This is a genomic window from Pantoea vagans (assembly GCF_001506165.1).
Lineage (GTDB): Bacteria > Pseudomonadota > Gammaproteobacteria > Enterobacterales > Enterobacteriaceae > Pantoea > Pantoea vagans_C.
This window is the reverse complement of record NZ_CP011427.1, coordinates 3,701,217-3,725,982: the sequence shown is the minus strand read 5'-3', so window position 1 is coordinate 3,725,982 and position 24,766 is coordinate 3,701,217. Positions and strand designations below refer to the sequence as shown.

At 53.4% G+C, this 24,766-nt stretch carries 22 protein-coding genes; 13 read left to right on the top strand and 9 right to left on the bottom strand.

The window, feature by feature from the left end; all coding sequences use genetic code 11:
• Window positions 1–161: 161 nt before the first annotated feature.
• Window positions 162–2,990, bottom strand: coding sequence for an excinuclease ABC subunit UvrA (gene uvrA, locus LK04_RS17270; protein WP_039331645.1), 2,829 nt, complete (start codon window positions 2,988–2,990; stop codon window positions 162–164).
• Between the two features lie 222 nt (window positions 2,991–3,212).
• On the opposite strand from uvrA, the gene ssb1 reads away from it, so the two are divergent.
• Complete coding sequence (gene ssb1 / locus LK04_RS17265; protein WP_039331643.1) at window positions 3,213–3,764, top strand: single-stranded DNA-binding protein SSB1; 552 nt, start codon at window positions 3,213–3,215, stop codon at window positions 3,762–3,764.
• A gap of 103 nt (window positions 3,765–3,867) precedes the next feature.
• On the opposite strand, the gene LK04_RS17260 is transcribed toward ssb1, so the two are convergent.
• On the bottom strand, window positions 3,868–4,395 hold the full coding sequence (locus LK04_RS17260) for an isochorismatase family protein (protein ID WP_039331641.1): 528 nt from the start codon (window positions 4,393–4,395) through the stop codon (window positions 3,868–3,870).
• Window positions 4,396–4,521: 126 nt separating this feature from the next.
• Here LK04_RS17260 and LK04_RS17255 point away from each other — a divergent pair, with 126 nt between their 5' ends.
• Complete coding sequence (locus LK04_RS17255; RefSeq protein WP_039331639.1) at window positions 4,522–5,352, top strand: AraC family transcriptional regulator; 831 nt, start codon at window positions 4,522–4,524, stop codon at window positions 5,350–5,352.
• A gap of 72 nt (window positions 5,353–5,424) precedes the next feature.
• Window positions 5,425–6,378 (top strand): DMT family transporter, encoded by a 954-nt coding sequence (locus LK04_RS17250; RefSeq protein WP_039331637.1) that lies wholly within the window; start codon window positions 5,425–5,427, stop codon window positions 6,376–6,378.
• A gap of 903 nt (window positions 6,379–7,281) precedes the next feature.
• Here the strand turns inward: LK04_RS17250 and LK04_RS17245 are convergent.
• A complete protein-coding gene (locus LK04_RS17245; protein WP_039331635.1) occupies window positions 7,282–7,677 on the bottom strand; it encodes a transposase in 396 nt (131 codons plus the stop codon).
• Window positions 7,678–8,204: 527 nt separating this feature from the next.
• Between LK04_RS17245 and LK04_RS17240 the strand changes: the two genes are divergently transcribed.
• Window positions 8,205–9,461 carry a polysaccharide biosynthesis C-terminal domain-containing protein gene (locus tag LK04_RS17240; protein WP_039331633.1) on the top strand — a complete coding sequence of 419 codons (1,257 nt, stop codon included), beginning with the start codon at window positions 8,205–8,207 and terminating at the stop codon, window positions 9,459–9,461.
• A gap of 8 nt (window positions 9,462–9,469) precedes the next feature.
• On the top strand, window positions 9,470–10,420 hold the full coding sequence (locus LK04_RS17235) for an ATP-grasp fold amidoligase family protein (protein ID WP_039331628.1): 951 nt from the start codon (window positions 9,470–9,472) through the stop codon (window positions 10,418–10,420).
• 55 nt (window positions 10,421–10,475) lie between these two features.
• Here the strand turns inward: LK04_RS17235 and LK04_RS17230 are convergent, their stop codons facing one another.
• Window positions 10,476–10,757 (bottom strand): YjcB family protein, encoded by a 282-nt coding sequence (locus LK04_RS17230; protein WP_039331620.1) that lies wholly within the window; start codon window positions 10,755–10,757, stop codon window positions 10,476–10,478.
• Window positions 10,758–11,015: 258 nt separating this feature from the next.
• Window positions 11,016–11,444, bottom strand: a complete 429-nt coding sequence (gene soxS, locus LK04_RS17225) for a superoxide response transcriptional regulator SoxS (protein WP_039331615.1) — start codon at window positions 11,442–11,444, stop codon at window positions 11,016–11,018.
• A gap of 100 nt (window positions 11,445–11,544) precedes the next feature.
• On the opposite strand from soxS, the gene soxR reads away from it, so the two are divergent.
• The 4 genes from soxR (at window position 11,545) to LK04_RS17205 (ending at window position 16,214) form a co-directional block, all read left to right on the top strand.
• Entirely contained in the window at window positions 11,545–12,021 is a 477-nt protein-coding gene (gene soxR, locus LK04_RS17220) for a redox-sensitive transcriptional activator SoxR (protein WP_039331614.1), read from the top strand.
• 44 nt (window positions 12,022–12,065) lie between these two features.
• Window positions 12,066–12,728 (top strand): glutathione S-transferase family protein, encoded by a 663-nt coding sequence (locus tag LK04_RS17215; RefSeq protein WP_039331612.1) that lies wholly within the window; start codon window positions 12,066–12,068, stop codon window positions 12,726–12,728.
• A gap of 347 nt (window positions 12,729–13,075) precedes the next feature.
• The gene (locus LK04_RS17210; protein ID WP_039331610.1) at window positions 13,076–14,425 is read left to right on the top strand and encodes an NCS2 family permease; all 1,350 of its coding nucleotides are present in this window, start codon (window positions 13,076–13,078) and stop codon (window positions 14,423–14,425) included.
• 139 nt (window positions 14,426–14,564) lie between these two features.
• Window positions 14,565–16,214: a Na+/H+ antiporter gene (locus LK04_RS17205; protein ID WP_039331609.1), complete on the top strand. Its 1,650-nt coding sequence runs from the start codon at window positions 14,565–14,567 to the stop codon at window positions 16,212–16,214.
• 171 nt (window positions 16,215–16,385) lie between these two features.
• On the opposite strand, the gene LK04_RS17200 is transcribed toward LK04_RS17205, so the two are convergent.
• The gene (locus LK04_RS17200; protein ID WP_039331608.1) at window positions 16,386–17,288 is read right to left on the bottom strand and encodes a LysR family transcriptional regulator; all 903 of its coding nucleotides are present in this window, start codon (window positions 17,286–17,288) and stop codon (window positions 16,386–16,388) included.
• A 105-nt stretch (window positions 17,289–17,393) separates the two neighbouring features.
• Here LK04_RS17200 and LK04_RS17195 point away from each other — a divergent pair, with 105 nt between their 5' ends.
• The 4 genes from LK04_RS17195 to LK04_RS17180 all read left to right on the top strand — a co-directional run bounded on the left by LK04_RS17195 (window position 17,394) and on the right by LK04_RS17180 (window position 20,477).
• Window positions 17,394–17,819: a CidA/LrgA family protein gene (locus tag LK04_RS17195; RefSeq protein WP_039331607.1), complete on the top strand. Its 426-nt coding sequence runs from the start codon at window positions 17,394–17,396 to the stop codon at window positions 17,817–17,819.
• Window positions 17,812–18,507: an LrgB family protein gene (locus LK04_RS17190; protein ID WP_039331603.1), complete on the top strand. Its 696-nt coding sequence runs from the start codon at window positions 17,812–17,814 to the stop codon at window positions 18,505–18,507. Before LK04_RS17195 ends, LK04_RS17190 begins: the two co-directional genes overlap by 8 nt.
• Before the next feature lie 120 nt (window positions 18,508–18,627).
• Window positions 18,628–19,173, top strand: coding sequence for a YfaZ family outer membrane protein (locus LK04_RS17185; RefSeq protein WP_039331602.1), 546 nt, complete (start codon window positions 18,628–18,630; stop codon window positions 19,171–19,173).
• 152 nt (window positions 19,174–19,325) lie between these two features.
• Window positions 19,326–20,477: a DDE-type integrase/transposase/recombinase gene (locus tag LK04_RS17180; RefSeq protein WP_059109817.1), complete on the top strand. Its 1,152-nt coding sequence runs from the start codon at window positions 19,326–19,328 to the stop codon at window positions 20,475–20,477.
• Between the two features lie 129 nt (window positions 20,478–20,606).
• Here the strand turns inward: LK04_RS17180 and actP are convergent, their stop codons facing one another.
• The 3 genes from actP to acs form a co-directional block, all read right to left on the bottom strand.
• Window positions 20,607–22,259: a cation/acetate symporter ActP gene (gene actP / locus LK04_RS17175; protein WP_039336192.1), complete on the bottom strand. Its 1,653-nt coding sequence runs from the start codon at window positions 22,257–22,259 to the stop codon at window positions 20,607–20,609.
• Window positions 22,256–22,585 (bottom strand): DUF485 domain-containing protein, encoded by a 330-nt coding sequence (locus LK04_RS17170; RefSeq protein WP_039336190.1) that lies wholly within the window; start codon window positions 22,583–22,585, stop codon window positions 22,256–22,258. Before LK04_RS17170 ends, actP begins: the two co-directional genes overlap by 4 nt.
• A gap of 174 nt (window positions 22,586–22,759) precedes the next feature.
• Window positions 22,760–24,715: an acetate--CoA ligase gene (gene acs, locus LK04_RS17165; protein WP_039336188.1), complete on the bottom strand. Its 1,956-nt coding sequence runs from the start codon at window positions 24,713–24,715 to the stop codon at window positions 22,760–22,762.
• Window positions 24,716–24,766: the final 51 nt, after the last annotated feature.

The following is a 24,766-nucleotide window of genomic DNA, read 5'->3' as shown; positions in this document are numbered from 1 at the left end:
AAGCGTATATGCCTGAAGTTGTCTGATTCTTGCCTGTTTCTGCATTTTGCTGCGGAATCTGGCTGAAAGGAATGTCTGAAACAGCGGTCGCCATTAATGGCGACCCTACGGATAAACAGTATACAAAATGTAGGGTGCGCATTGATGCGCACCTGGTAAAATTACTTCTTCAACATCGGCTTAAGGAAGCGCGCGGTGTGGGATTTCTCACATTCGGCAACCGTTTCAGGTGTGCCCGAAACCAGAATTTCCCCGCCGCCACTGCCGCCTTCAGGACCGAGATCAACAATCCAGTCAGCGGTTTTGATCACATCAAGGTTGTGCTCAATCACCACAATGGTATTGCCCTGATCGCGCAACTGATGCAGCACTTCCAGTAGCTGTTGGATATCGGCGAAGTGCAGACCGGTAGTCGGTTCATCCAGGATGTAAAGTGTCTGCCCGGTGCCGCGCTTCGACAGCTCACGCGCCAGCTTCACGCGCTGGGCTTCACCACCGGAGAGCGTGGTAGCCGACTGACCGAGGCGAATATATGACAGACCTACATCCATCAGCGTTTGCAGCTTACGCGCCAGCGCTGGCACCGCATCGAAGAACTCACGTGCTTCTTCGATGGTCATATCCAGCACTTCGTGAATGCCTTTGCCTTTATATTTAATCTCCAGCGTTTCACGGTTATAGCGTTTGCCCTTGCACTGATCGCAAGGCACGTAAACGTCTGGCAGGAAGTGCATCTCGACTTTGATCACCCCATCGCCCTGACAGGCTTCACAGCGTCCGCCACGCACGTTAAAACTGAAACGACCCGGATTGTAGCCGCGTGAACGCGCTTCTGGCACGCCGGCAAACAGTTCACGTACCGGCGTGAAAATGCCGGTGTAGGTGGCCGGGTTAGAGCGCGGTGTACGACCGATTGGGCTCTGATCGATATCGATGACTTTATCGAAGTGCTCCAGACCAGCAATCTCGCGATACGGGGCAACTTCAGTGGTAGTGGCACCATTGAGCTGACGCTGAGCAATCGGAAACAAGGTATCGTTGATCAGCGTTGATTTACCCGAGCCCGACACGCCAGTGATACAGGTAAACAGGCCTACCGGGATCGTCAGCGTCACATCTTTCAGGTTATTGCCACGTGCGCCGGTCAGTTTAAGGACCTTGGCGGGATCACCCTTCACGCGTTGTTGGGGAATCGCGATTTCGCGTTTGCCACTCAAATATTGGCCGGTCAATGAGGCTTCGTTTGCCATAATGGCATTCACATCACCTTCGGCCACCACTTGACCACCGTGGACGCCCGCGCCAGGGCCGATATCAATTACATGGTCTGCCGCGCGGATCGCATCCTCATCGTGCTCAACCACAATCACGGTATTACCCAGATCGCGCAGGTGAATCAGCGTCCCGAGCAGACGCTCGTTATCACGCTGATGCAGACCAATCGATGGCTCATCCAGCACGTACATCACGCCCACCAGGCCCGCACCGATTTGGCTTGCCAGACGAATACGCTGTGCCTCACCACCGGATAAGGTCTCCGCGGAACGTGACATTGAGAGGTAATTCAGACCGACGTTGACCAGGAAACTCAGGCGATCGCCGATCTCTTTCAAAATTTTCTCAGCGATTTGCGCGCGTTGGCCGCTGAGCTTGAGGTTACGGAAGAAGTCCGTAGCATGACCGATGCTCATCTCTGAGATGGTCGGCAAGTTGGTGTTCTCGACAAACACATGACGCGCTTCACGACGCAGACGTGTGCCTTCGCAGCTGGTGCAGGAGCGGTTGCTGATGAATTTCGCCAGCTCTTCACGCACAGCATTGGATTCCGTCTCTTTGTAGCGGCGCTCCATGTTGTGCAACACACCTTCAAACGGATGACGACGCACTGAGGTGTCGCCGCGATCGTTGATGTATTTAAATTCGATATTCTCTTTGCCGGAACCGTATAAAATCACCTCGCGTGCTTTGTCGCTCAGGCTGTTAAACGGGGCTTCGACATCAAAATCGAGATGTTCTGCTAATGAGCGCAGCATCTGGAAGTAATAGAAGTTGCGGCGGTCCCAGCCACGAATCGCGCCTCCTGCCAGTGACAGCTCGCCGTTTTGCACCACACGATCGGGATCGAAATATTGCTGCACACCCAAACCATCACAGGTTGGGCACGCACCGGCTGGGTTATTGAACGAGAACAGGCGCGGTTCCAGTTCACTCATGCTGTAGCCACAAATCGGGCAGGCAAAGTTAGCGGAGAACAGCATCTCTTCAGCGCTACTGTCGTCCATATCCGCCACAATGGCGGTGCCGCCACTCAGCGCCAGCGTGGTCTCAAAGGATTCCGCCAGACGCGTCGCCAGATCGTCACGCACGCGGAAGCGGTCAATCACGACTTCAATGGTGTGTTTCTTCTGCAGTTCCAGCTTCGGTGGATCAGACAGATCGCAGACCTCACCGTCGATACGGGCACGGATATAACCCTGAGCCGCAAGGTTTTCCAGCGTTTTGGTGTGCTCGCCTTTGCGATCTTTTACCACTGGCGCCAACAGCATCAGGCGGCGGCCCTCTTCTTGCGCCAACACCTGGTCCACCATCTGGCTCACGGTTTGTGCCGCCAGCGTCACATCATGATCGGGGCAACGCGGTTCACCCACACGGGCAAACAGCAGACGCAGATAGTCATGGATTTCGGTAATGGTACCGACCGTTGAACGCGGGTTGTGCGAAGTCGATTTCTGTTCAATAGAAATGGCGGGCGAAAGACCTTCAATATGGTCAACGTCCGGTTTCTCCATTAATGAAAGAAACTGACGTGCATAAGCCGAGAGCGATTCAACATAGCGGCGCTGACCTTCGGCATACAGCGTATCAAACGCCAGCGACGACTTCCCGGAACCCGACAGACCGGTGACCACAATCAGCTTATCGCGAGGGATGATCAGGTTGATATTCTTCAAATTATGGGTGCGCGCACCGCGGACTTCGATCTTATCCATTCACCTTTCCCGGATTGAACAACACTCGCCATGCCTTGCCAGCACGACCAGCAGAAACGCATCATTATGGCACAAAAAATAAACTGAATAAATATCCAGTGTTTTTGCTATTCTGTGTGCCGAAGAAAAATTGGGAGCCTGCTCTGAAGTGGGCACCGTCATTGTGACGTGATACAATTTTTGGCTTAGACTTTTAGCATCAACTCATCGGGAGACAGCAACATGGCCAGTCGTGGCGTAAACAAAGTGATTCTAGTCGGGAATCTGGGTCAGGATCCGGAAGTGCGCTACATGCCAAATGGTGGCGCGGTAGCCAACATTACGCTGGCCACGTCGGAAAGCTGGCGCGACAAGACCACCGGTGAAAACAAAGAGATTACCGAGTGGCACCGTGTTGTGCTGTTCGGCAAGCTTGCCGAAGTCGCAGGCGAGTACCTGCGTAAAGGTTCTCAGGTTTACATTGAAGGCCAGTTGCGTACCCGTAAATGGCAGGATCAGAGCGGCCAGGAAAAGTACACCACTGAAGTGGTCGTCAACGTTGGCGGCACCATGCAGATGCTGGGTGGACGTCAGCAGGGCGCGAACGCCGGTGGCGCACCAATGGGTGGCCAGGGCGGCGGCAACAACAACGGTTGGGGCCAGCCACAGCAACCTCAGCAGCAGCCTCAGGGCGGCAACCAGTTCAGCGGCGGTGCACAGCAGCGTCCGCAGCAGCAGAGTGCACCGGCGAACAATGAGCCGCCAATGGATTTTGACGACGACATTCCTTTCTGATTGGGCCCTGTGTAAACAGGTAACCTGATGTTGAATTGAAAAGGCCATTCTTCATGAATGGCCTTTTTTTATTTTCGCAGGATCATAATCCGTATATTGAGAACTAGTGTGGTCGCCACTCGCGCAGCAGATCATCGGTATCACGCACCAGCACCGGGTTGCCAGGCAGGATGAGATCGGCCCAGACTTCATTGTGCTGATTGATTTGCTGTTGCGCGGTCACGTAAGTGCGGTCAGCGGTGGTGTGGGCATCGGCGGCAACGGTGATGCGATAGCCCAGGCTCGCGCCCACTTTAATGGTGGTATCGACACAATAATCGGTGGCGCAGCCGCAAATCACGAAGCTCTTAATGTCATGCTGGTCAAGCACAGCGGCAAAGTCGGTTTGCCAGAAACTGTCACAGGCGGTTTTGTTCACATAGCGCGCATTGTCGGGCTGCTGTAAATCCGGAATAATCTGCCAGCCCTCGGTGTCCACTTCCATGCCTGGCCCAACGTGTTGGATAAAAATGACCTGGTCGGCTGCAGCCGTTAATTGATTGATGCGGACACTGCGCCCTTCACGATCGAAACGCGGCGTTTCCAGCACGCCGTTTTGCATATCCACCACCACAACCACTCGATTTGCCATCACGTCCTCCTTTATATGCAGGGCTCCAGTATCGCGATCAATCCGTGTACAGGTAAAGCAAAACTGCTTTGCATTTCCCCTCCCAGCCGCGCATGCTTATTGAGCTGTTTTTACCGGAGGTGTGGCGTGAAGGTGGTTCCCGAAATTTTTCCTGATAAGTGCGACCAGGCACAATTTCAGCAATTTGCTGAATTGCCTGGCATTGAACTGTATCAGGCTCACATCTCCCGCTATGCCTTTGAGCCGCACACCCATGAAGCCTTTGGCATTGGCACCATTGAGTCCGGCGCACAACGCTTCCGCTATCGCGGAACGCATTACACGGCACCGCAACACTCGCTGGTGATGATGAATCCGGATGAGTTACACACGGGGGAATCGGCCTGCGAAGAAGGATGGCGTTATCGCATGATTTACATCGATCCGCAGGAGATGGATCGGCTGACCGGCGATCGTGACTGGTGGTTCAGTGAAGCATTGCGCACGGATGTGCGTCTGGCGCAGCCCTTTTCCCAGCGGCTGTCGCAGATGTGGCAGGCGACCAGCGCGCTAGAGCGTGAAAGCCTGTTACTGGAACTGCTGGAACTACTGCGACCGCTGGCGCATCAAGGCAAAGCCAGACCTGATGAAGGCGCGCATCGTTTCGATGTGGTGAAAATGTATCTGCGAGAAAACCTGGCGGAGCCGGTACGCCTGGAGGAGCTTGCTGCGCTGGCTGCCTTGTCGCCCTGGCACTTCCTGCGCAGTTTTAAACAACACTTCCATGTCACGCCCCATCAAATGCTGATGGCTTTTCGTTTGTTCGAGGCTAAACAGCGACTGGCTCAAGGCGAAAGCGCTGCCTCCGTGGCAGCGACGGTAGGATTGACCGACCAGGCGCATCTCACGCGAGCCTTCGCCCATCGCTACGGCATCACGCCTGGGCGTTTTCAAAAGCAAGTCTTCCCCTCACGCTAACCGCAATCTGCTACAAGCCTTTATTATCGGTTTGCGTCACACTGCTGCCGCACTGTGATAAAGGAAGAACGTATGTTGGCTGGGATTGTATTTGCTTTAGCGGCTGGACTGATGTGGGGGCTGATTTTCGTTGGCCCTCTGCTGATACCGGACTATCCAGGAACCTTACAGTCAGCCGGGCGCTATGTGGCGTTTGGCCTGGTGGTGCTGCCGCTGGCGTGGCTGGACCGTCGTCGTTTGCGCCTGCTGGCGCGCAAAGACTGGCTGGAAGCGCTCAAACTGTCGCTAATCGGCAATTTGCTCTATTACGCATTTCTCGCCAGTGCGATTCAGCGCACCGGTGCACCTATATCGACCATGATCATCGGCACGCTGCCGGTGGTGATCACCGTGACGGCCAATCTCTGTTATGGCCATCTTGAGGGACGACTTTCCTGGCGTAAGCTCTTACCGGCCTTATTGATTATCGCTGCGGGTTTAGCGTGCGTGAATGCTGCAGAACTGCAGATGCAGGGGCCGAACTTTGATTGGTCACGTTATCTCACCGGTCTGCTGTTGGCCGTATTAGCGGTGGCGTGCTGGACCTGGTATCCGTTGCGTAATGGTATCTGGCTGCGCGCTCACCCGCAGCATAAGCCCGGTAGCTGGGCGACTGCGCAGGGACTGGTCACCTTACCCTTGGCGTTGGTGTTCTATTTATTGGTTTGTGGTCAGCTTTACTGGCAGCAACCGGACTTCGCGCTGCCGTTTGGGCCACAGCCAACGCGCTATCTGTTGCTGATGCTAGCGATTGGCCTGATTTGCTCCTGGCTCGGCACGCTTTGCTGGAATGCGGCGAGCCAGCGTGTGCCCACCGTGATCATGGGGCCGCTTATCGTATTCGAAACCTTAGCCGGATTACTGTGGACCTTCCTGTGGCGACAAAGCTGGCCGCCGTTGTTGACCGGTATTGGCATTGGCTGCCTGATTGTCGGCGTGATTTACGCGATGCGCATTAAACCGCAGCCGGTGGTCAAACCGATCTGAAACGAATGATTTCCGCTGCTGAAATGATTGCTCAGCAGCGCTTTCTTTAGTGTTTTTAAGAATTTGACCAGTCGGTTTTGTGCGCTGAAATGGCGTTTATCACCTCTCATATCGTCGTCTTATAACAATTCCCCTCAATTTCACCGCTGTTTGACCCTTGGTTTGACATAACGAAGTGTTGCGACAAGCACTCGCGCCGCGTGTCTATCGCAGGCTTCCACGATGATTTACCTCCTGGAGGTGGGCTAAAAGGCCCTAATGAGCGGGATAAAAGTGTCTCTGGGATGCATTTTAATTGCATTTTGGCACTGAAAATCCCTTGGAAAAGCCACTGTTTGCTCAAGGGTGAACACCAGAGTTCAGAAACACCCGCCAGAAGCCTGTTAAAAATTGATTAAACACAGCGATGAATTATGGGGTGATATTTCACGCGGGTTGCCATTTTTTACTGTAATTGTTTAGGCATGATAACGTTTTCGATCTGGACGAATCCTGGTACTGATACATGGGATAACGTATAGGGAAAATCGAGAAGATGATCATTGCGCAAGGCAATAGATCCAATTTAAAGAAGAGGAGATGTGCGAGCGGTTACAGTCCGTTGTTCATAAATGCTTAACAGAATTATCTGCATTCAGGTCTCAGCATTAATATTGATAAAGTAATATGCGAAGAGCCAATCTCACCGAAATGAGATTGGCCCTCGTCTAAATGGCTTGAATAGCGAGACTTTTGCTGATGTGAATCAATTTTACCGCAAAAAAGGAAGCAATTCCGCGATGATAATCATCAGGAAAAAATGGTGCGAATTGTTATGTTGCGAACGCCGAATTAAATGATCTTCATCTCTTCTGGTAAGAACAAATCTCAGCATTAAGTCAAATAACAGCGGCCTTAATGTCGTTAGTGATTATCGGAACCTGAAGGATAGTGGTAAACGCTACGGCTAATATCCAGCAAGCGACAGCTGCGACGGGTGCCAATGTCGAAGGTAGTTTGCAGGAAGTTAACGGCCTGACGTTTTTCATTTGTGGTGAAGAAGTTTTTCAATACGCTTTGCAGCATCTCCTTGTCGGAACTCAACGACTGCAACTCGCGGGAAAGGTTCTGCAGCTTATCCTCCAATTCTTTGATTTTTCTACCTTCTTCGGAAGAAAGTCCGGAGAACTTTTTCTTCCAGCTATAGAAGGTTGCCTCTGAGATGCCTAGCTCCTCACAAATCTCCCTGACTTTCACTCCTGTTTCAGAAGCTTTAATGGCATTTGTGATTTGCTCTTCGCTATATCGTGACTTTCTCATAAATGCTCTTACCTTTCTTATCAATTAGTGGATGAGAATAACTGTATTAATATCTGGTACTGCAAAAAGAGTATTAATGCAGTATTAAAGTGCGCGATTAGAATTGCGAGGGTTAAATTAAGTTATTTAGAATAAATATCATCATGGGATAAATCTTATTTTATTATGAATGCCGTTGAACGCCTTCCTGGCTTTGGGTTTTTGATATAGATTCATTCCATCCCAAATGCAGAAAAATACTACAATCATTGGAAATTCGGCATAACCTGTTTGTCAAAATCACAGGGTGTGCTAGTAAACTTTTTCTTCGAATTGAGGTTGAAATCGTTTACATCCGCAGAGATTCGCACCAGGTTTAATCGGAATTATCCTGAATTCATTCAAAGAATCCTGACGCGAATCTCATTTTTCGGACCAGTTTGGTTTGAAGTTCTTAATTTAGGTCAGGCCCACTGAGCGCTTGTTAATTCATTTCAAGGACGTTGTACCGAAAGGCAGTTGCTGTAAGTAATACTAAGGATCAGTCAATGAAATTGAGCGTAATGTCTAATGCCGCCTGGATGATGTCTGAGAAGCTCGTCTCGGTGTTTGGCGTCATATTTGTGACCTCCTACGTGGCAAAATCCTTTGGCCCAACCATCTTCGGCCAAATGGCGTTTTCTACTTCGTTATTCTCGATGGTGCAAACCGTGGCGATTTTTGGCACGGAAACCATCCTCTTTAAACGCATCAGCAAAAGTGCGCCCAAAGGCCTGCGCCTGATGACCGTGGCGCGCAATATGCGGTTAGTGTTGTTACTGCTGACATCGATCCCGGTGTTGATTTGGGTGTGGTACAACATGCAGGAAAACTTCCTCGCGTTTGCCCTGGCCTCGTTTATTTCATCGGTGTTTGTCACTCAGGATACGTTCAGCGTGTATAACAACGCGCGACTGGCTTCACGGTTAAATACCGTGGCCAACTCAATTGGTCTGCTGCTGGGCTTTGCCTTGAGTTTCACCATCGCCTGGCTACATCTCAATCCGTTGTGGCTGACCCTGTCTATTGTGGCCGTTACGCTGGTGCCCTACGTCATTAAGCGTTTCAACTTCTATCGGGAAAACCAGGATCTGGCACCCCCTCAGGAGAAGCGCAATACCTATCTGCGCTATCTGCTGTATGCCGGATTGCCACTGGCTATCTCCAGCATCTTTATTTCTGTACAGGTAAAAGCGGCACAGATGTTCCTTGCGGGGATTGCCTCAGCGCGCGATCTCGGCCTGTTTGCTGCGGCAAATACAATCTCGGCGTCCTGGATTTTTATTCCGGTAGCCATCATCACTTCCTGTTTCTCGGAGATATTCCGGGAGCGCGGAGCTGCCGCCATCAAGCTCACTGCGCGGCTGAACGGCTATGTTATGGGTGTTTCATTGTTGTTGTTAGCGGTGATCGCGCTGTATGGCGAAAAAATAATCATCGCTTTGTATGGTCACGAGTACACACAGTCAGGAAGTCTCATTACGTTACTGTCGTTAGCAACCTGCTTTTCGGCAATGGGAACCGTGGCGTATCGCTACATGGTGAAAGAGGGCGGGTTCAACTATCTGCTGAAGAAGATTGTCTGCCTGATGGTGATTAGCCTGCCATTGTCTTGGTGGCTGATCCAGAGCTACGGCATCATGGGTGCCGCCTGGAGCGTCTTCATCTCTGAACTCCTGTCCCTCACCGTAATGAATTACTTCTTCAATAACGGCGTCATTCAGAAGATTCAAGTTTCCTCACTCAACTACAAAACCTACAAATGAGGTCCGATATGCTCAAGTTGAAAGATGAACTCAGAAGAAGTGTGCAGTATTTCATCAAGAAGATGCCCTGGGCTTACCAGGATCGCATCTACTATTTTCACAAGTTCCGCAAACTGCCGAACCTGCGCCAGCCTAAAGTCTTCAATGAAAAAGTGCTGTACCGTAAATTCGTGTTTGGTGACTACCAGATTTACGGGCGTTTATCGGATAAATACTCCGTACGCGAGTACATCGCCGAGAAGGTGGGCAGCGAATACTTGATCCCGCTGGTGTATGAGACCAGCGATCCTCACTCGCTGCATACGCTGCCGAGCTGGAAGAACACGGTCATCAAACCCAATCATGCCTCCAACATGGTAGAGATTCTGTTGGAAGAGCCGGATGCGTTGAAGAAGCAGCAGATTATCAGTGACTGCCATCGTTGGTTGAAAACCGATTTTGCCAATGAGGCGCGTGAAATCCACTATCGCTACATTAAGCCGCGAATTTTGGTGGAGAAGTACATTGGTGATGGTAAAACGGCGCCGATTGATTATAAGTTCCACATGTTCAACAAGCGTGACGGCAACTTTGAGTATGTGTTGCAGGTGATCTACAACCGATGTAACCCCTTACTGTCGATGAACTTTTACGTTAACAACCTCAATGAGGCGTATCACAAAATCCGTGATACCGGCCTGGATGTGTCTCCACAGATGGCACAGCTTCAGCATGCTTTAGCGTTAAGTAAAACGCTGGCAAGTGACTTCGATTACGTGCGCGTGGACTGGTACATCGACGGGGAACAGATTTACTTCGGTGAGCTGACGTTCACACCGGGGGCGGGATTGGTCACTGGGCTGGATCGTGGGTTAAACCAGATGATGGGTGATATGTGGATTCAAGATCGCCGCGGTACGCAGAGACCGGGTGTCACGGTTCCGGAAGTGGCTCTTCCCGCCGTTTTGAAGAAAATTTGAGAATCACACAGCAAAATAAAAAACCCCGCTTAGCGGGGTTTTTTATGGGCAGCGATTAAGGCATCGGCCAATCAGCAGGCGTCTGGCTCATCACCTGAATAAAGGCGTTCTTCGAGATTTCCATGAAGTTGTGCAGATTTTCCATGCTCAGGGTAATGCCCAGTAAGCCTGTAACGAACCAGCAGGACATGCCAACACCAATACCGCCGCACATCAATGCCATCACGTGGTGACTGTTTTGGCGCAATCTAATTTTCATGGTGCTCGCGAAGAACATCATAACGGCGCTAAGCAGCTCCCAACGCATGACGATTAAGCTGGTAGTTAAAGTAGCCATCTGCAACAAACCTCTTCAAATCAGTAATATCCCTGACATTGCTGGACATCACTGGCGGCAAAGAAGGAAGGTCAGGGAGGCCCTTCTGGCCGTCTTACTACGCATGGAAACTGTGACTTGGCTCACATTATATCACTCGATTTGAAAGTTTGAACAAAATTTATACCTGGTATGGTAGAAAGATTTTTATCGAAGCGGGGGAATCAGTGAAAACAAGGAGATGGGGGAAGGTGCGCCCGCAAAGGGCGCGCAGAGAGGTTAGCGGACCGGGCAACACTCGCCAGTAGTACGCTGGGCAAAACTGTTCATGCTTTCACTGCAATCAAAACTCAGCAGGCGTGGGCGCTGGATCATCGCCTGACGGCGCATATTGTGGCGATAAGCGGTTGGCGTTTGCGAAAACTGACGGCGAAACACACGCGAGAAAGTCTGCTGTGAGTCGTAACCGTACTGCATCGCAATATCGAACACCGGACGTTGCGTCTGGCGCAGGGCTTCAGCTGCCAGCGTCAAACGACGCTCGCGAATATAGCCACCCAGCGTTTGTTTCGTCACGGTACGGAACATACGCTGCAGGTGCCATTTTGAGTAGCCTGATTTTGCCGCGACTTCATCGATCGACAGCGCCTTATCCAGATTCTCATCGATCCAGTGAGTCAGTGAATGAATGATTTCCTGTTGCATCATAGTCTCATCCTTCTGAAGGTTGTTTTACCTGGTTTGAAATTCGAACTTTTGTTGGGGTGCGAGTATAATTCCTCAAGTTAACTTGAGGTAAAGGCCCTAAATGAAAAAAGAACGCAATTACCCAAAGCCCGTTTTGACACCCGGAGAAGTGGCGAAACGCAGTGGCGTGGCGGTGTCAGCGCTGCATTTCTATGAAACCAAAGGGTTAATTTTTAGCTCACGCAATGGCGGTAATCAGCGGCGCTACAGTCGTGATGTGCTGAGGCGCGTGGCGATTATCAAGATCGCGCAGCGCATTGGCATTCCACTGGCGACAGTGAGTGACAGTTTGATGCACGTGCCGGCGAATAAACGCATGTCAACGCAAGAGTGGGATGCGTTGACGCAGCACTGGCGCGAAGAGCTGGATAAGCGCATTGAGACGCTGACGCGCCTGCGCAACGATCTTGACGGCTGCATTGGCTGTGGCTGTTTGTCGATGCGGGATTGTCCGCTGCGCAACCCCGGAGACCGTCTGGCGCAGCAAGGGTCCGGTGCGGTGTTACTCGATCCCGAACAGGATGAGCCAAAAAGTTGATCCGCTATACTTGCCGAAACACTTTCGTCGGCAAGGAAAAGCGCATGATCACCGTACACCATCTGGAAAATTCCCGTTCGCACCGTGTGTTATGGCTACTGGAAGAGCTGTCGGTGCCCTATCAAATCAAGCGCTATCAACGTGAAAAGAGCTTGCTGGCACCGGAAGCGTTGAAGAAAGTGCACCCGCTGGGTAAGTCGCCGGTGATCACGGACGGTAATCGCGTGATTGCGGAATCAGGTGCGATTCTGGAGTACCTGCAGCAAAAATATGACAGTGAGCATCTGTTGGTACTGACCGACGAGGATGAGCAGATCCAGGCACGTTACTGGCTGCATTATGCCGAAGGTTCACTGATGCCGTTGTTGCTGATGAAACTGGTTTTTGGGCAGTTAGGGAAAAAGCCGGTGCCGTGGCTGTTACGTCCCGCAGGTGCCGCGCTGAGCAAGGGCATCCAGAAAGCCTGGCTGAATAAACAGCTGCAACTGCATGGTGGCGTCATTGAGCAGCATCTCAGTCAACATCGCTATTTCGCGGGCTCGCGCTTCAGCATCGCGGATGTACAAATGAGCTTCCCGCTGCTGGCCCTGCAGACGCGGGGATCACAACAAGAGATGCCCGCTATCACACGCTGGTTGGAGGAGATGCAGCAGCGCGCCGCCTGGCAACGTGCGGTTGAGCAGGGCGGCCCGATCGCATTGACGTAGCCACCCTACAACATAACTGTAGCGGCGCAATTTATTGCGCATTGACCCGCCGCAGCACGGCTCTACCTATGCGCGATAAATCTCGCCGCTACGTTTTCGCGTCGCATTCTCTCATATCACCCGATCAAAACCGGACGCTTTATCCTGCCTTGTCATCGATTAGTAGTTGAAAACCCCATAGCAAACGCCAGATAATCGTTTGCCTTTTTCCGTGTCCCCCTTAACGACCTGGAATACGCGGCCACGTAAACGTTTGCCTCTTTTCTCACTGAGAAGCCTTCACCAGGGTGATGTGCAAACGCGGGCCGTGGGGCTTATTACATCTTAAAAAACGCAGAGGATTGACTATGTCTGGCGAATCACGCCCGGCCAGTGGAAAACTGGACGCTTGGTTTAACATTTCAGCACGTGGCAGCAGCGTGCGCCAGGAAGTACTGGCAGGATTGACCACCTTTTTAGCCATGGTCTACTCCGTCATCGTGGTGCCTGGCATGCTCGGCAAAGCGGGTTTCTCGCCGACGGCTGTGTTTGTTGCCACCTGTCTGGTCGCCAGTTTTGGATCGATCATTATGGGGTTATGGGCCAATCTGCCAATGGCGATTGGTTGCGCTATCTCGCTCACCGCTTTTACTGCGTTCAGCCTTGTGCTGGGGCAGCATATCAGCGTGCCGGTTGCGTTGGGCGCTGTGTTCCTGATGGGCTTGTTGTTCACTTTGATTTCGGTGACGGGCATTCGTGCATGGATTTTACGTAACCTGCCGATGGGCGTTGCGCACGGTACGGGTGTTGGTATCGGCTTGTTCCTGCTGTTGATCGCCGCCGACGGGATTGGTTTAGTGGTGAAAAACCCGGCACCGGGCTTACCGGTTGCGCTTGGCCACTTCACTTCGTTTCCGGTGATCATGGCGTTGATTGGTCTGGCCGCGATCTTTGGTCTGGAAAAACGTCGTGTTCCCGGCGGCATTTTGCTGACTATCATTGCGATTTCCGTGGTGGGTTTGATTTTTGATCCCGCTGTGACCTATCAAGGGCTGTTTGCCATGCCAAGCCTGAAAGATGCCAATGGCCAATCCGCCATGTTTAGCCTTGATATCATGGGAGCGCTGCAACCGGTGGTGCTGCCGAGTGTATTGGCACTGGTGATGACGGCAGTATTCGACGCCACCGGCACTATTCGCGCGGTCGCGGGCCAGGCCAATCTGCTGGACAAAGATGGGCAGATCATTAACGGCGGTCGCGCATTAACGACTGACTCCGTCAGCAGCCTGTTTGCAGGGTTAGTCGGTGCTTCGCCAGCGGCGGTGTACATCGAATCTGCCGCAGGTACCGCCGCCGGGGGCAAAACCGGCCTGACGGCCGTTGTGGTTGGCCTGCTGTTCCTGCTGATTCTGTTTATGTCTCCACTGGCCTATCTGGTGCCAGCCTACGCAACGGCACCGGCACTGATGTACGTGGGCCTGTTGATGCTGAGCAACGTGGCAAAAATCGACTTCAATGATTTTGTCGATGCGATGTCGGGTTTGGTGACGGCGGTCTTCATCGTGCTGACCTGCAACATCGTCACCGGCATTATGCTGGGCTTCGGTTCCCTGGTGATTGGTCGCGTGTTTGCCGGTGAGTGGCGCAAACTGAATGTTGGCACGGTAGTGATTGCCATTGCGTTGGTGGCATTCTACGCCGGTGGCTGGGCCATCTGACTTTTAAATACGCTTAATTCCAGATAAGTCTCTTTCTGGTCCACGCCGCACGCAGGGTTGCCCCTTCGGGCGGCGTTTTGTTTTACACTTTCCTTCGCAACAACATCGCTTGAATAAATACGATTCGCCTAAGGAAAGCATGGAAATCTTCTTTACCATTCTCATTATGACGCTGGTGGTGTCACTCTCCGGCGTTGCGGCACGCATACTGCCGTTCCAAATCCCGCTGCCACTGGTACAAATTGCTGCAGGTGCACTGCTGGCTGTACCGAGCTTTGGTCTGCACGTGGATTTTGACCCTGAACTGTTCCTCGTGCTGTTCATTCCGCCGTTGCTGTTTGCCGATGGCTGGAAAACGCCGATTAATGAATTTCTTCATCACGGACGCGAAATCATCGGCCTGGCGCTGGTGTTAGTGCTGATTACCGTGGTGGGGATCGGTTACCTGATTTACTGGCTGGTGCCCGGTATCCCGCTGATCCCGGCGTTTGCGCTGGCGGCGGTCCTGTCACCCACCGATGCCGTGGCGCTCTCCGGCATTGTGGGGGAAGGGCGCATCCCGAAAAAAATCATGTCGATTGTGCAGGGCGAAGCCTTGATGAACGACGCATCGGGCCTGGTCTCGCTGAAGTTTGCTGTCGCCGTAGCAATGGGCACCATGGTATTTACCTGGGGCGGGGCCAGCATTGAGTTTCTTAAGGTGGCCGTCGGCGGCCTGATTGCGGGTGTGGCCGTCTGTTGGCTGTATGGCCGTTCGCTGCGCTTACTGAGCCGCTGGAGCGGAGACGATCCGGCTACGCAAACGGTACTGCTGCTGTTACTGCCGTTCGCCTCTTATCTGATCGCTGAACACCTTGGCGTATCAGGTATCCTTGCTGCAGTGGCGGCGGGTATGACCATCACCCGTTCTGGCATTATCCGTCAGGCACCGTTAGCCATGCGTCTGCGCGCCAACAGCGTATGGCAGATGCTGGAGTTCGTGTTCAACGGCATGGTGTTCCTGATGCTGGGCTTGCAATTGCCCGACATCCTTGAAACTTCGGTGGCGCAGGCGAATGCCGATCCAAATGTTGAACTCTGGATGCTGTTCACCGACGTCGCGCTGGTGTATGTCGCATTGATGTTAGTGCGCTTTGGCTGGTTGTGGATCATGCAGCGCACCAGCTTGCGTTTCCTGAAGAAGAAGCCGCTGGAGTTCTCTAACTACTCGCTGCGTGAGTTGTTGATTGCCTCCTTCGCGGGCGTGCGCGGAGCAATTACGCTGGCCGGTGTGTTGTCAATTCCGCTGTTCCTCAGCAATGGTGAACCTTTCCCAGCGCGCTATGAGTTGGTGTTTATCGCCACAGGCGTAATCCTGTTCTCGCTGTTTGTTGGCGTCATTCTATTGCCGATTCTGCTGCGCGGAATGGAAAGCACCGACAAATCCGGGCACCGTCGTGAAATCCAGTTTGCGCGGGCAGCGATGGCGAATGTGGCCATTGAAAGCCTGCACAAAATGGAACAGCGACTGGAAAACGATACCGAAGAGAATATCGATCCTGAATTGCTGAAAGAGGTCAGTCTGCGGGTGATCGGCAACTTACGCCGTAGGGTGGTGGGTAAGGATGAGGTTGAACAGGCCCTGTTTGCTGAGAACCTGGAGCGCCGCTTCCGCCTGAACGCGCTGCGTGCTGAGCGCGCCGAAGTTTACCACTTGCGTGCCACGCAGGAGATCTCGAATGAGACGATGCAGAAACTGCTGCGCGATCTCGACCTGCTGGAAGCACTGCTGATAGAGAAAGAAGAGTAGCCTCGCGAGTGGCCGCCATTAAGGCGTCCTCTCGCGTGTGCGGTGATGGAACTCGGTCGCCATAAATGGCGACCCTACAGAGGACTGTAGGGTGCGCATTTATGCGTACCTGGCCAAACACCGCGCAATCGTGATGACGCATTTATGCGCGCCTGGCCGAGAATCTGGTGGTTATACCGATAACCTCGGCGGATTATCCGGCCAATGCTCGCGGCAGCACTCAATCCACGCCTGCGCACTGCGCGACAGATAACTGCCTTCACGCCAAATCAATCCCAGACTCCACTGTAACTCCGATTCCAGCGGCAGCCACAGCAGCGACTGCTTATCCAGTCGCTGGCAAATCGGTTCCGGCAGAATCGCCAGCCCCATCTCTGCCTGTACCATCGCGGCGAGGAAATCCCACTGCGCGCTGCGCACCGCAATCTGCGGCGTCAGTCCCTGGCGCTGAAACGCCTTCATCAGCTGGCGATTGAGCGAGAACTCTTCGTTGAGGATCAACAGCGGATGAGCCGCCAGTTCCGCCAGACCCAGACTGCTGCGATTTAGCCATTGCGCATTACGCGGCAGCAGCACACAAAGCGGGTGGCGCATCAACTCCAGTGTCTTCAGCGGTAAATCGGTATCGACTGGCAGCGCCGTGAGTGCAATATCCAGTCCACCATTCAGTACCGCTTGCTGTACGGTTAATCCACCAGACTCCACAATTTTAAGTTGTACGCCGGGATAGCGGCGGCGAAAAGCGGAAATTGAACCGGCGATTTGCATACCGACCATCGGTGGGATGCCTAAGCGCAGTTCACCGGTTTTCAGCTCATTGATGTCACCAATTTGCGCTTCAAGCTGATGAAACTCCTGCAGAATGGCGAGCCCACGTTGATAGACGGCCTGACCACTATCGGTAAGATGCAGCTTCCGCCCGTCACGCAGCAGCAGTGTGCAACCGAGTTCCTCTTCCAACTGGCGCAGCATTTTGCTGATAGTGGGCTGTGTGACATACAGCTTTTCCGCTGCACGGGTGAAGCTTTGCTGGCGTACCACTTCGGTGAAATAGCGCAGGGCACGGACGTCCATAAAGCATTCCTTTTTGGCATAGTTTGAATAATTTTAATTCATTTTATTCACAGTTTTGTGCGGATTTATACTACGTCCAACATTTAAACCCGTGGAGAAAGAGAAATGGCGCTTGCATTGAGTCCGCGCAGAACGGACATCCTGCAACGTGTGTTCGTGCCATTGCAGTTGGTGCTGTATATCGGCCTGTTTATCGCCAGCGACAAACTGGTGAGTTGGCTGCATCTGCCACTGCCCGCTAACGTGGTGGGCATGGTGTTATTGCTGCTGCTGATCATGACACGCATCGTGCCGCTGCGGTGGGTGAAAGCCGGGTCGAACTGGCTATTGGCGGAAATGCTGCTGTTCTTTATTCCTGCGGTGGTGGCGGTGGTGAATTACAGTGATTTGTTGCGCACTGAAGGCTGGCGTATCTGCGTGGTGATTGCAGTCAGTACCCTGCTGGTGCTGGCGGCCACGTCGCTGGTGGTGGATCGCTTATATCGATTTGAACTGGCGCGTGCAGCGCGTAAGCAGGCGCATCATGGCTGATTTCATGATTAGCGTGCTGTGTCTGGTGTTGACGCTGCTGGTCTATTTCCTCAACAAACGACTCTATCGCCGCAAACAGACCTTATTGCTGATGCCATTGGTGATGACGCCGGTGGTGCTGGTGGCGCTGCTGCTGCTCACGCATGTCAGCTGGAAGGATTACATCGCTGAGAGCCACTGGCTGATCTGGCTGTTGGGCCCCGCAACCCTGGCATTTGCGGTGCCGGTGTATGAAAACCTGGAGATCATTAAGCGCCACTGGCTGTCATTAAGTGTTGGCGTACTGACCGCGACGCTGGTGGCGGTGTGCAGTTCGGTGTGGCTGGCGCGTTTGCTGATGCTACCGGAAACCATCCAGCGTAGCCTGGCGGTACGCTCAATAACCACGCCGTTTGCGCTGGCGGCAGCCTTACCGATTGGCGGCCAACCTGATTTGGTGGCGCTGTTTGTGGTGATCACCGGGGTGTTTGGTATGGCGGTGGGTGATGTGCTGTTTCTGCGCATCGCGATCAAGCAAGGTGTGGCGAAAGGCGCCGGCTTTGGTGCCGCCTCACACGGTGCGGGCACCGCACGCGCTTATCAATTAGGTCAGCAAGAGGGCGTGGTTTCAAGCCTGGTGATGATGCTGTCCGGTGTTGTGACGGTGATTCTGGCTCCGCTGTTGAGCCATCTGCTGTGGGCGGCATAATGGCGATTTTTTGCGCACTGTCATTGATTTTTACGTAAAGCTTTCCAAATAAAGTTGTCTCCTGCTCTCAGGCTGCTACCCTTTGCGCCGACTTATTTGTCCTTCATGGAGTGGAATCATATGTTTAAGCAACTTGTTACTGGAAGCGTATTGGGTCTGGCACTGCTGAGCAGCGGCGCGCAGGCCATCGAGGGCAGTGTTGACGTGGGTGAGCACAGCACCAACCTGAACCTTGGCCTCGGTACAACCTCACCTGGCCTGTTCCTGAAAGGCAACTGGCTGCGCAGCGATCATGACGGCAGCACTTACGGCGCGGGCTTGGGTTACAACATCGATGTGGGTGATTTCCGCATTGCGCCAACCGCCAAAGCGCTGTTTACCCATCCTGAAGATGGTCGTGACGGTTTCACTGTCGCTCTGGGTGCCGGTGCGCAGTACAACTTCAACAGCATGTGGGGCCTGTACGGCGAATACTACTATGCGCCAGAAGCGTTCTCTGATCGTCTGGATAGCTATAAAGAAGCATCCGGCGGCCTGAGCTTCACCCCGATTTCACTGCTGAACCTGCGTGTGGGTTACCAGTACATTGAGCTGAACAACAAAGGCGACCGTAAAGACAACGTGCTGGTCGATGGCCCGTACGTGGGCGCGTCACTGCGTTTCTGATTTGTCGTCACCAGGCGCCCATAAATGCGTCTTCATGATGACTACGGATTTTGACCAGGTGCGCATAAAGGTGCAAACCGGGCACATAGGTAACACTTTAGACCGGGCACATGGGTAACAGTTATAAATTGGTATAGCAGAGGAGACTCACTATGCCCTGGACTGAGACTGTTACCATGCAACGCCTTCATTTCATCCTCGCCTGTCAGGCAGGCGAGAAATCCATGACCGAGCTTTGCCACCTTCACGGCATTAGTCGAAAAACCGGCTATAAATGGCTTAAGCGATTTAATGCTGAAGAGCTCTCCTCTGTTGAAAATCGCTCCCGTGCCCGTCTCACGCAGCCAGAAAAAATCCCTCCGGATATCGCCGGACAACTCGTCCTCTTTCGCCAGCAGCATCCCGACTGGGGGCCTAAAAAAATTCGCCACTGGTTCCTCAATAACAACGCTGACTTCATCGTTCCCGCGGCCAGCACGATAGGGGACCTTTTGAAAGAAGAAGGGCTGGTGTCTCCACGGATAAGGCGCAAGCGTACACCGGGAAATCTGAACGAACTCACCGATGCGAACAGAAACAATCACGTCTGGAGCGCTGACTTTAAGGGCCGCTTTCGCCTGAAAGACGGCAGCTGGTGCCGCCCGTTCACCCTCACCGACAACCACAGCCGCTACCTCCTGTGCTGTGAGCCCGGCACGTCAGAGACTACGACATTCGTGCGTGGCTGTATGGAAGCCGCCTTCCGCGAAGGTGGACTCCCCGACATTATCCGCACCGATAACGGCTCTCCCTTCGTCGCGCCGGGCATCCTGGCGCTGACACAGTGGAGCGTGTGGCTGATGAAGTTGGGTATTAAAACAGAAAGAACCACGCCGGGATGTCCGGGGCAAAATGCCCGTCACGAGCGCATGCATCTCTCGATGAAAACCGCGATGAGCCACCATGATGTATTTGGCTCGCTGTCGGAACAACGGGTGTGGTGTAACGGATGGCGTAATGAGTTCAATCAGGAAAAGCCGCATGAGGCTCATGGACAGGTACCGCCCGCAAAAATATGGGTGCCCTCACCGCGAAGTTGGGATGGAAAAGTGCCTGAGGTGAACTATCCGGAGGGGGCAAAGCTATATAAAGTCGGAGAAAAAGGTGACCTGAGCCTGAACGGGCGCACGTTCCTGAGTTCGGCATTACGGGGCGAGTACGTGAGGTTCCTGGAAGTGGATGACGGAGTTGACGTCATCCTCTTCGACAGGGTGATACTGGCGTATTATGACCGGGCAGAAAGAAGTATTATTCGAATCGACTGAGCACAAAAGTGTTACCTATGTGCCCGGTCTGATCTGTTACCCATGTGCCCGGTTGTACCTAAATGCGCACCCTACGGGGGTTTTTGTAGGGTCGCCATTAATGGCGACCTGGTTAATCACTGCACTTTCTTAATGCGCTTTCCCCTGCGAAATTCCCACTCCCGTCTGTGAACGAATAAACTGTCCGCGGAAGCGTGCACGTTCCTGCGCACCCTGTTCAGAGTGATCGGTAATCGAGAACAGCCAGGTGCCCACAAACGCCGCAATCATGGAGAACAGCGCCGGATACTCATACGGATAAACCGGCTTGGCGTGACCCAGTACCTGTACCCAAATGGTCGGTCCGAGGATCATCAGTACCACCGCCGTGATTAGCCCCAGCCAGCCCCCCACCATTGCGCCGCGCGTAGTCAGCTTCGACCAGTACATCGACAGCAAAATGATCGGGAAGTTACAGCTGGCCGCAATCGAGAATGCCAGACCGACCATGAAGGCGATGTTCTGTTTCTCAAACGCAATGCCCAGCACAATCGCTACCACGCCAAGCACCAGCACGGTAATCTTCGATACCCGCAGTTCGTCTCGTTCGGTCGCCTGACCTTTACGGATCACGCTGGCGTAAAGATCGTGCGAAACCGCCGAAGCCCCCGCCAACGTCAGACCCGCCACCACCGCCAGAATCGTGGCGAAGGCCACTGCCGAGATAAAGCCGAGGAACAGACTGCCGCCGACCGCATTCGCCAGATGGACCGCCGCCATATTGGTGCCGCCAATCAGTACACCGCTGGCATCTTTGAAGGCGGGATTCGCTCCCACCAGCAGAATGGCGCCAAAGCCGATAATAAAGGTCAGGAAGTAGAAGTAACCCATAAAGCCGGTGGCCCAGAACACGCTTTTACGCGCTTCACGCGCATCCGCTACGGTGAAGAAACGCATCAAAATATGCGGTAAACCGGCGGTGCCGAACATCAACCCCAGGCCAAGCGACAGTGCAGAAATCGGATCTTTCACCAAACCACCGGGCTGCATAATCGCCGCGCCTTTCGGGTGGACAGCCATGGCTTCGGTGAACAGCGTATTGAAGCTAAATCCGGTGGCTTTCATCACCATAATGGCCATAAAACTGGCGCCAAACAGCAGCAATACCGCTTTGATGATCTGCACCCATGTGGTGGCCAACATGCCGCCAAACAGCACATACATCACCATCAAAATACCGACCAGTACCACCGCGATGTGGTAATCCAGACCAAATAACAGTTGGATGAGCTTGCCCGCGCCAACCATCTGCGCAATCAGATACAGCGCCACAACGACTAGCGAGCCACAGGCGGAGAGGGTACGAATCGGTTTTTGCTGTAAGCGATACGAAGCCACATCGGCAAAGGTGTAGCGCCCAAGGTTACGCAAACGTTCTGCGATTAAAAACAGAATCATCGGCCAACCCACAAGGAAGCCGAGTGAGTAGATCAGCCCGTCGTAGCCAGAGGTATACACCAAGGCGGAAATGCCGAGGAAGGATGCCGCAGACATAAAGTCACCGGCCATCGCCAAGCCGTTCTGGAAGCCGGTGATGTTGCCACCCGCAGTGTAGTAATCGCTGCGTGAGCGAGTGCGTTTTGAGGCCCAGTAGGTGATGCCGAGTGTTGCTGCGACAAACACCACAAACATGATGATGGCTTCATAGTTGGTCGCCTGTTTTTGCACCGCACCGGTTATGGCATCGGCGGCAAATACGCTGGCGGGTACAATCGCTAATAACGCAGAAAACAGGCGCTTCATGATTTCACCTCGCTTAGGATCTGCTTCGTCAGGCGGTCGAACTCGCCATTGGCACGCCAGACATAAATGCCCGTCAATACGAATGACACCACGATTAAACCGACGCCAATCGGGATGCCGCGCGTGACATTGGTCCCTTCGTGTAGCGGCGTACCCAGCCAGCCAGGGGCGAAGGCAATCAGCAAAATAAAGCCGACGTATAACACCAACATGATGATACTGAGCAGCAGCGCAAAGGACTGGCGTTTATGCACCAGTTCCTGAAAACGCGGATTGCTCTCGATTTGTTGCCAGACTGCTTCCTGTTGATTTAGGGCTTGGTTCATCACAGTTTCTCCAGAGGAAAGGCAGGCAGATAACTCACGGTTAAGTGATTTATCTTTCTGAATTTTATAATTATGTAAGGTTTTGCGATGCTGGAAAGCGTACGGCGTAAGGAGGGGGTGACGGAGAGTAGCCTGCCGTGGACAGGCTGACACTCTCCGTCGCGTCGATGCCGATTAAGGCATGGTGATGGATTGTTTCTCCTCCAGCAATTTCTCAACCACGCCCGGATCGGCCAGCGTTGAGGTATCGCCGAGATTACTGGTATCGCCTGCGGCGATTTTGCGCAGAATACGACGCATAATCTTGCCGGAGCGGGTTTTCGGCAGCGAGTCAGTCCAGTGCAGGACATCCGGCGTGGCAATCGGGCCAATCTCTTTTCGTACCCAGTTGCGCACTTCGGTATACAGCTCTGGCGACGGCTCTTCGCCGTGGTTCAGCGTAATATAAGCATAGATTGCCTGGCCTTTAATGCTGTGGGGAATACCCACCACGGCAGCTTCTGCAATCTTCGGATGTGACACCAGCGCCGATTCAATCTCAGCGGTACCCAGACGGTGGCCAGAGACGTTCAACACGTCATCGACGCGGCCCGTAATCCAGTAATAGCCATCTTCATCACGGCGTGCGCCGTCACCGCTGAAGTAGCGATTTTTGAAGGTGGAGAAGTAGGTTTGTTCAAAGCGCTCGTGATCGCCAAACAGCGTACGCGCCTGACCTGGCCAGGAGTCGTTGATCACCAGGTTGCCTTCTGTGGCGCCTTCCAGCGGATTACCTTCGTTATCCACCAGCGCGGGCTGTACGCCAAAGAACGGCTTGGTCGCGGAGCCGGCTTTCAGCTCAATCGCACCCGGCAGTGGAGTAATCATGAAGCCACCGGTTTCAGTCTGCCACCAGGTATCCACGATCGGGCAACGGCTGTCGCCAATCTTTTTGTAATACCACTCCCAGGCTTCCGGGTTAATCGGCTCACCCACCGATCCCATGATGCGCAGGCTGCTGCGGCTGGTACCTTCAATCGCTTTATCGCCTTCGGCCATCAGGGCGCGAATGGCGGTTGGCGCGGTGTACAGCAGGGTCACTTTATGTTTGTCGACCACTTCCGCCATGCGGCTCGGCTTCGGCCAGTTCGGCACGCCTTCAAACATCAGGGTGGTGGCACCGCACGCTAACGGGCCGTAAATCAAATAGCTGTGACCGGTGATCCAGCCCACATCGGCGGTGCACCAGTACACATCATCTGGATGGTAATCAAACACATATTTGAAGGTGCTGGCCGCATACACCAGATAGCCGCCAGTGGTGTGTAGCACCCCTTTTGGCTTACCGGTGGAACCAGAGGTATAAAGGATAAACAGCGGATGCTCGGCTTCGACCGCCACCGGTTCGTGCTGATCGCTGGCCTTGGCCACCAGATCATGCCACCACAGATCGCGTCCTTCGCGCCAGCCGGTGTCTTTACCGGTGCGTTTAAACACCACCACGTTTTTCACGCTGGTGACGCTTGGGTTACTCAGCGCATCGTCGACGTTTTTCTTCAGTGGAATGCTGCGTCCTGCGCGCACCCCTTCGTCGGCAGTGATCACCAGTTTGGCGTTGGAATCGACCACGCGACCGGCGACCGCTTCGGGTGAGAAGCCACCGAAGATCACCGAATGCACGGCACCAATGCGCGCACACGCCAGCATCGCTACTGCCGCTTCCGGCACCATCGGCATATAAATGGCGACCACGTCGCCTTTCTTCACGCCGAGGCTCAGCAGCACATTGGCAAAGCGGCATACATCGCCATGCAGTTCGCGGAACGTAATGGTTTTGCTTTCGCTGGCGTCATCGCCTTCCCAGATAATGGCGGGGTGATCGCCACGCGTCTGTAAATGGCGATCAAGGCAGTTGGCGGCGAGGTTCAGCGCACCGTCTTCATACCAGCGAATCGAAATATTGCCTGGGGCAAATGAGGTGTTTTTCACCTTGCTGTAGGGCTTAATCCAGTCGAGGATTTTGCCTTGTTCACCCCAAAAGGCGTCGGGATCGTCAACCGATTGTTGATACAGCGCCGCATACTGATCGGCGTTAATCAGGGCATTCGCTGCGACGGCAGCGGGTACAGGATGCTTATGTATTTGGCTCATGGCTGACCTCCTTGAAGATGTTAATCATATGTCAATCAAAGGTTAATTAAA

Coding starts and splice junctions, on each gene's coding strand:
- uvrA (WP_039331645.1), bottom strand. CDS start 2,990: ATGGATAAGATCGAAGTCCGCGGTGCGCGCACCCATAATTTGAAGAAT.
- ssb1 (WP_039331643.1), top strand. CDS start 3,213: ATGGCCAGTCGTGGCGTAAACAAAGTGATTCTAGTCGGGAATCTGGGT.
- LK04_RS17260 (WP_039331641.1), bottom strand. CDS start 4,395: ATGGCAAATCGAGTGGTTGTGGTGGTGGATATGCAAAACGGCGTGCTG.
- LK04_RS17250 (WP_039331637.1), top strand. CDS start 5,425: ATGTTGGCTGGGATTGTATTTGCTTTAGCGGCTGGACTGATGTGGGGG.
- LK04_RS17245 (WP_039331635.1), bottom strand. CDS start 7,677: ATGAGAAAGTCACGATATAGCGAAGAGCAAATCACAAATGCCATTAAA.
- LK04_RS17240 (WP_039331633.1), top strand. CDS start 8,205: ATGAAATTGAGCGTAATGTCTAATGCCGCCTGGATGATGTCTGAGAAG.
- LK04_RS17235 (WP_039331628.1), top strand. CDS start 9,470: ATGCTCAAGTTGAAAGATGAACTCAGAAGAAGTGTGCAGTATTTCATC.
- LK04_RS17230 (WP_039331620.1), bottom strand. CDS start 10,757: ATGGCTACTTTAACTACCAGCTTAATCGTCATGCGTTGGGAGCTGCTT.
- soxS (WP_039331615.1), bottom strand. CDS start 11,444: ATGATGCAACAGGAAATCATTCATTCACTGACTCACTGGATCGATGAG.
- soxR (WP_039331614.1), top strand. CDS start 11,545: ATGAAAAAAGAACGCAATTACCCAAAGCCCGTTTTGACACCCGGAGAA.
- LK04_RS17215 (WP_039331612.1), top strand. CDS start 12,066: ATGATCACCGTACACCATCTGGAAAATTCCCGTTCGCACCGTGTGTTA.
- LK04_RS17210 (WP_039331610.1), top strand. CDS start 13,076: ATGTCTGGCGAATCACGCCCGGCCAGTGGAAAACTGGACGCTTGGTTT.
- LK04_RS17205 (WP_039331609.1), top strand. CDS start 14,565: ATGGAAATCTTCTTTACCATTCTCATTATGACGCTGGTGGTGTCACTC.
- LK04_RS17200 (WP_039331608.1), bottom strand. CDS start 17,288: ATGGACGTCCGTGCCCTGCGCTATTTCACCGAAGTGGTACGCCAGCAA.
- LK04_RS17195 (WP_039331607.1), top strand. CDS start 17,394: ATGGCGCTTGCATTGAGTCCGCGCAGAACGGACATCCTGCAACGTGTG.
- LK04_RS17190 (WP_039331603.1), top strand. CDS start 17,812: ATGGCTGATTTCATGATTAGCGTGCTGTGTCTGGTGTTGACGCTGCTG.
- LK04_RS17185 (WP_039331602.1), top strand. CDS start 18,628: ATGTTTAAGCAACTTGTTACTGGAAGCGTATTGGGTCTGGCACTGCTG.
- LK04_RS17180 (WP_059109817.1), top strand. CDS start 19,326: ATGCCCTGGACTGAGACTGTTACCATGCAACGCCTTCATTTCATCCTC.
- actP (WP_039336192.1), bottom strand. CDS start 22,259: ATGAAGCGCCTGTTTTCTGCGTTATTAGCGATTGTACCCGCCAGCGTA.
- LK04_RS17170 (WP_039336190.1), bottom strand. CDS start 22,585: ATGAACCAAGCCCTAAATCAACAGGAAGCAGTCTGGCAACAAATCGAG.
- acs (WP_039336188.1), bottom strand. CDS start 24,715: ATGAGCCAAATACATAAGCATCCTGTACCCGCTGCCGTCGCAGCGAAT.